The organism is Mesorhizobium sp. M2A.F.Ca.ET.067.02.1.1, assembly GCF_004023285.1.
Classification (GTDB): domain Bacteria; phylum Pseudomonadota; class Alphaproteobacteria; order Rhizobiales; family Rhizobiaceae; genus Mesorhizobium.
In genome coordinates, this window is the sequence record NZ_RZSB01000604.1 from 1 (window position 1) to 3,720 (window position 3,720).

General features: G+C 61.5%; 7 protein-coding genes. 2 read left to right on the top strand and 5 right to left on the bottom strand.

What is annotated here, in order from left to right; translation table 11 throughout:
• Window positions 1-482 (bottom strand): dihydrofolate reductase family protein (locus EOA28_RS28415; RefSeq protein WP_128315518.1); only part of this gene is annotated, 482 nt, incomplete at its 3' end.
• 96 nt (window positions 483-578) lie between these two features.
• Between EOA28_RS28415 and EOA28_RS28420 the strand changes: the two genes are divergently transcribed.
• Window positions 579-995, top strand: a complete 417-nt coding sequence (locus EOA28_RS28420; RefSeq protein ID WP_127253378.1) for a helix-turn-helix domain-containing protein — start codon at window positions 579-581, stop codon at window positions 993-995.
• A 158-nt stretch (window positions 996-1,153) separates the two neighbouring features.
• Here the strand turns inward: EOA28_RS28420 and EOA28_RS28425 are convergent, their stop codons facing one another.
• From EOA28_RS28425 to EOA28_RS28430, 3 genes are all read right to left on the bottom strand, one after another.
• Window positions 1,154-1,369 carry a hypothetical protein gene (locus tag EOA28_RS28425; protein ID WP_127253379.1) on the bottom strand — a complete coding sequence of 72 codons (216 nt, stop codon included), beginning with the start codon at window positions 1,367-1,369 and terminating at the stop codon, window positions 1,154-1,156.
• Window positions 1,370-1,792: 423 nt separating this feature from the next.
• Entirely contained in the window at window positions 1,793-1,939 is a 147-nt protein-coding gene (locus EOA28_RS39075; protein ID WP_189342223.1) for a hypothetical protein, read from the bottom strand.
• Between the two features lie 97 nt (window positions 1,940-2,036).
• Window positions 2,037-2,366 (bottom strand): hypothetical protein, encoded by a 330-nt coding sequence (locus EOA28_RS28430; RefSeq protein ID WP_245501612.1) that lies wholly within the window; start codon window positions 2,364-2,366, stop codon window positions 2,037-2,039.
• Window positions 2,367-2,417: 51 nt separating this feature from the next.
• On the opposite strand from EOA28_RS28430, the gene EOA28_RS28435 reads away from it, so the two are divergent.
• Window positions 2,418-2,855 carry a YqaA family protein gene (locus EOA28_RS28435; protein WP_127253381.1) on the top strand — a complete coding sequence of 146 codons (438 nt, stop codon included), beginning with the start codon at window positions 2,418-2,420 and terminating at the stop codon, window positions 2,853-2,855.
• Between the two features lie 163 nt (window positions 2,856-3,018).
• On the opposite strand, the gene EOA28_RS28440 is transcribed toward EOA28_RS28435, so the two are convergent.
• The gene (locus EOA28_RS28440) at window positions 3,019-3,441 is read right to left on the bottom strand and encodes a hypothetical protein (RefSeq protein WP_127253382.1); all 423 of its coding nucleotides are present in this window, start codon (window positions 3,439-3,441) and stop codon (window positions 3,019-3,021) included.
• Window positions 3,442-3,720 lie beyond the last annotated feature (279 nt).

Sequence of the window (3,720 nt, forward strand, 5' to 3'; positions counted from 1 at the left end):
TTCCCCAGCACCGCCGGATTGATGAAGAGCTGGAACTCGTCGACCAGGCCGGCGGCGATCAGCGCCGAGGCGAAGCCGGCGCCGCCGAACACGGCGATGTCGCCGCCCTCGCCCTGCTTCAGCGCGCCGACCTCGCGCGGCAGGTCGCCGCTTACGACCCGTGTCCGTTCCCAGCGCGACGCTGCAAGCTTGTCGCTCGCGACGACCTTCTCAGCCTCGACGATACGCTGCGCGAAAGCATAGAAGCGATCCTTCGGATATTTCTTGGCCGCATTGCCCCAATGGGCAAGGTAGCCCTCTTCCACCATCTTGCGGCTCAACAGGATGGTGCCGACGGTCGTGAAGACGGCATTGAAATCCTGCTTCAAGTCCTCGTCCCAGTCGCTGTCGTCGCCCCATTCCCAAAGCTGCCAGCGACGATCCTCATCGGAGCCGACAAAGCCGTCCACCGACATTTGCATCTGAAGGATCAGCTTCCTCATGCTCATTCTCCTCGCCAATGATTTACTTTTGGAACCGTTTGACGCAAAGCGGCAATGGTGTCAATAGTAAATTGATTTACAAATGGAAGTATGTTGATGGCGACCAAGGGACGGTCTGGCTGCCCGATCAGCCTCTCGCTCGAATTGCTCGGCGACCGCTGGACACTGCTCATCATCCGCGACCTGGCTTTCGCCGGGAAACGGCATTTCCGCGAATTCCTGCAGTCCGACGAAGGCATCTCGTCGCGCACGCTGGCCGAGCGGCTGCAGACGCTGCAGGACGAAGGCATCCTCACCCGAAGCGACGATCCCAGCCATGGCCTGAAGGCGATCTACCGGCTGACAGAGGCCGGCATCGACCTGTTGCCGGTGCTGGCGACGCTAGGCGCCTGGGGCAGCAAACACCGCAAGGCCGACGACAAGCTTGCCCAAATCGCCGATGACCTCGCGGCCGGCGGCGAGCCGGCGCTCGAGCGGATGAAGGAGACGCTCAGGGCGCAACATCTGGGGTAGCGAAGGCGGAACACCGCGCTCCGCTGGCGACTTGTGTCCAAACACTCGGGTCAGCGAGCGGCGTTGCGTGGCCAGTGCGTCGAAGGCAAATGCAACACCCGCGTGCCGTCCGCCGATTTGTCTCGCATTTTCACAGTTGGCCATGAGCGTCGACGATCTCAGCCAGCCTGTCCGCTTTGCGGCGGACCGGGCGGCTCCTCGGCCGGTGGCTCCCCGGGAAGCCCCAATCGCAGCCGCTCCTCCTCGGCGAAGCTCTCGGCCTGCTCGTGAATGTCGAACACTTGCTGCGTCAGCCTGCCACCGTCGACGACGCGCACGATCCATTGGCCATTGACGGCTTTTACACGGACACTGTCTGGCTCGCTTGTTATCATACGGCTCCTGCCTTCGGCCCAAGTATCTGGTGCCTAGACCCAATACGATCTAGAGCGCCTTAAGTTGCCGAAAGCGGAGCTGATCGACATTTAGTGCGAAGGCACTCGCCGATACTCAGTAGGTTTTTGAAATCTGACGGATAAAAACGACTATGGCGCCTACGTCGCCCCGTCCGGAGCAAAGACTACAATAACTCACGGAGTGGTGGGGAGCGATGGGCGGCCCGGCTGCCTTGGGGGGTGATACTGGGTTCGGCGGCCGGGCCTGACCGGAGTTTGCGAGGCCGCCGGCTACAGGAAAGGATGCGCTCGCGCCCATGCGAGGGCAAGAACGACCTAGGCCCTAGGACCAAAGCTGCAAGCGCAGGGGCCGAGACGGACCAATCACAATCAGACTGAAAACCACCTGAAACCGGCCGCGCGTCAAAAGCCGAAATAATGCTGGCCGAAAAGATAGCCGAGCGCCGCGACCACCAGCGGAAACAGCGCCGGCGCCGCCCTGCTGAAAAGCGAGGCGCTTATCTCCTTGGCTGGAGCGCTGGGTTTGGCATTGCCGAGGTTTTTGGTCATGGGCTTAGTACCGGTTGGGGCCAGTTGCCGGCGGAGCCATAAATTAGAAGTCGCTTATTAAGTTTCCAGCAAGCCCAATGCTACAATTCGCGGCAATTTATTCCGATTGCTGGGTGCGCTCGGCAAGCGCGAAAGCTTGGAGGTTGCGCGATTTGCCGGGATCCTGGTCGGCATTGGCGATGATGGCATGGAAGGCGGCGCGGGCGATGTCCTTCTTCCTGGCGTCGGGATGCTCCTTGCGCACCGCCTTGAGCAGGTCTTTCGGCTTCATATCGGGGGTGACGAGGCACATCAGCGTGTCGCCTATGGCCTGCAATTCGCTGGCATCCATAACGATGACCCTGTTTTGACGACATAAGCCTAGCATATAGGGGAGCGAGCGCGTCACTTTCGTGATACGCGCCGGGAGTTGGGCGACGGTCGCCATGACCCAAGCCGTCGATAATCGGGATGGCGAGAGGCGAACTGACGGACGGCAATGCTTGGTGACCTTGCCGCCTTCGGCGGACTCTTCCTGACCGCCTTCGCCGCCGCGACCATCCTGCCGCTGCAATCGGAAGCAGCACTGGTCGGCTTTCTCCTGGCCGGGACCCATTCGCCGGCCGCGCTGGTTCTGGTCGCGACGATCGGCAACGTGCTTGGTTCGGTGGTCAACTGGCTGCTGGGCCGCGGCATCGATCGCTTCGGCGACCGCAAATGGTTTCCGGCAAAGCCTGCCGCGCTCGACCGCGCGGCGGCGCGCTATCACCGTGACGGACGATGGAGCCTGCTGCTGAGCTGGGCTCCATTTATCGGCGATCCGCTGACGGTGATGGCCGGCGTGCTGCGCGAGCCCCTATGGAGCTTTATCGCCATCGTCACCGTTGCCAAGACCGGCCGGTACCTGGCGGTGGCGGCCGCGACCCTCGGCCTCTAGCCTAAAGAACTCATGGCGCAGGCATCCAGCCGTGAATTCTCGCCATAGCAAAGCCGCACGGCCAGGGCGGCCGCGATATGTCCCTGCGGGCCGGCCTTGGCAAATCGCAAGGCCTTCCGTTGAAGTTCGGGGGCTCTATCAAAGAGCTGGGTCGCTCTATCCTTTACGCGGGCACAAGGACGGCGATGCGATGCACGCCGACTTCCTTGCTGGTATTTGTCGCCTCGTCGGTCTTGCCTTTGGAGCAGGTGTACATGTCACCGACCTTGAGCTTGAACTCCTTGTCCGCCTTCTTGATGGTGAATGCGCCGGAAGTAATGGTGCATACCATGTCGTTATCCATCACACTTTGAGGAGCGTGCGCTCCGGGCTGAAACACCACGTCAACAATCGAGATGCTCTTGTAGGCGGGAATGTCGGAGTTGCCGGTGCCGACCTCGACCACTCTGACGCCCGGCGCAATCTCCTTGCCTTCGTTCGCACCGTACTTCTTGGTTTTCGCAAATGTTGCCGTTGCGAACAGGGGAGCAACCGTTGCGGCCGTCACGCCGAGCGCGATTGCAGACCTGCGATTCATCGTCTTCATCGCATCCTCCCTAAACCTGTCATGCACGGATGAGCATGGCCTCAGTATATTAGCACAAACTGATTTGATTGTGCGGAAAAGCGCGTGTCGGTGACCGCGTTTACTGTTGCTTTTGCCGGAACTTCGAATGGCAGCTCGTGCAGTCCTGCAGGATGAGGTGCAGGAGATGTTCCGCCGGCATCCTGGCCGGATCGGCTTCAGCCGCGCCCGGGCGCTTGCCGAGCAGGCTGCCGCCATCCATCGGCGGGCCGGGCATCCGCATGTCGGCGGGGGTCTCCC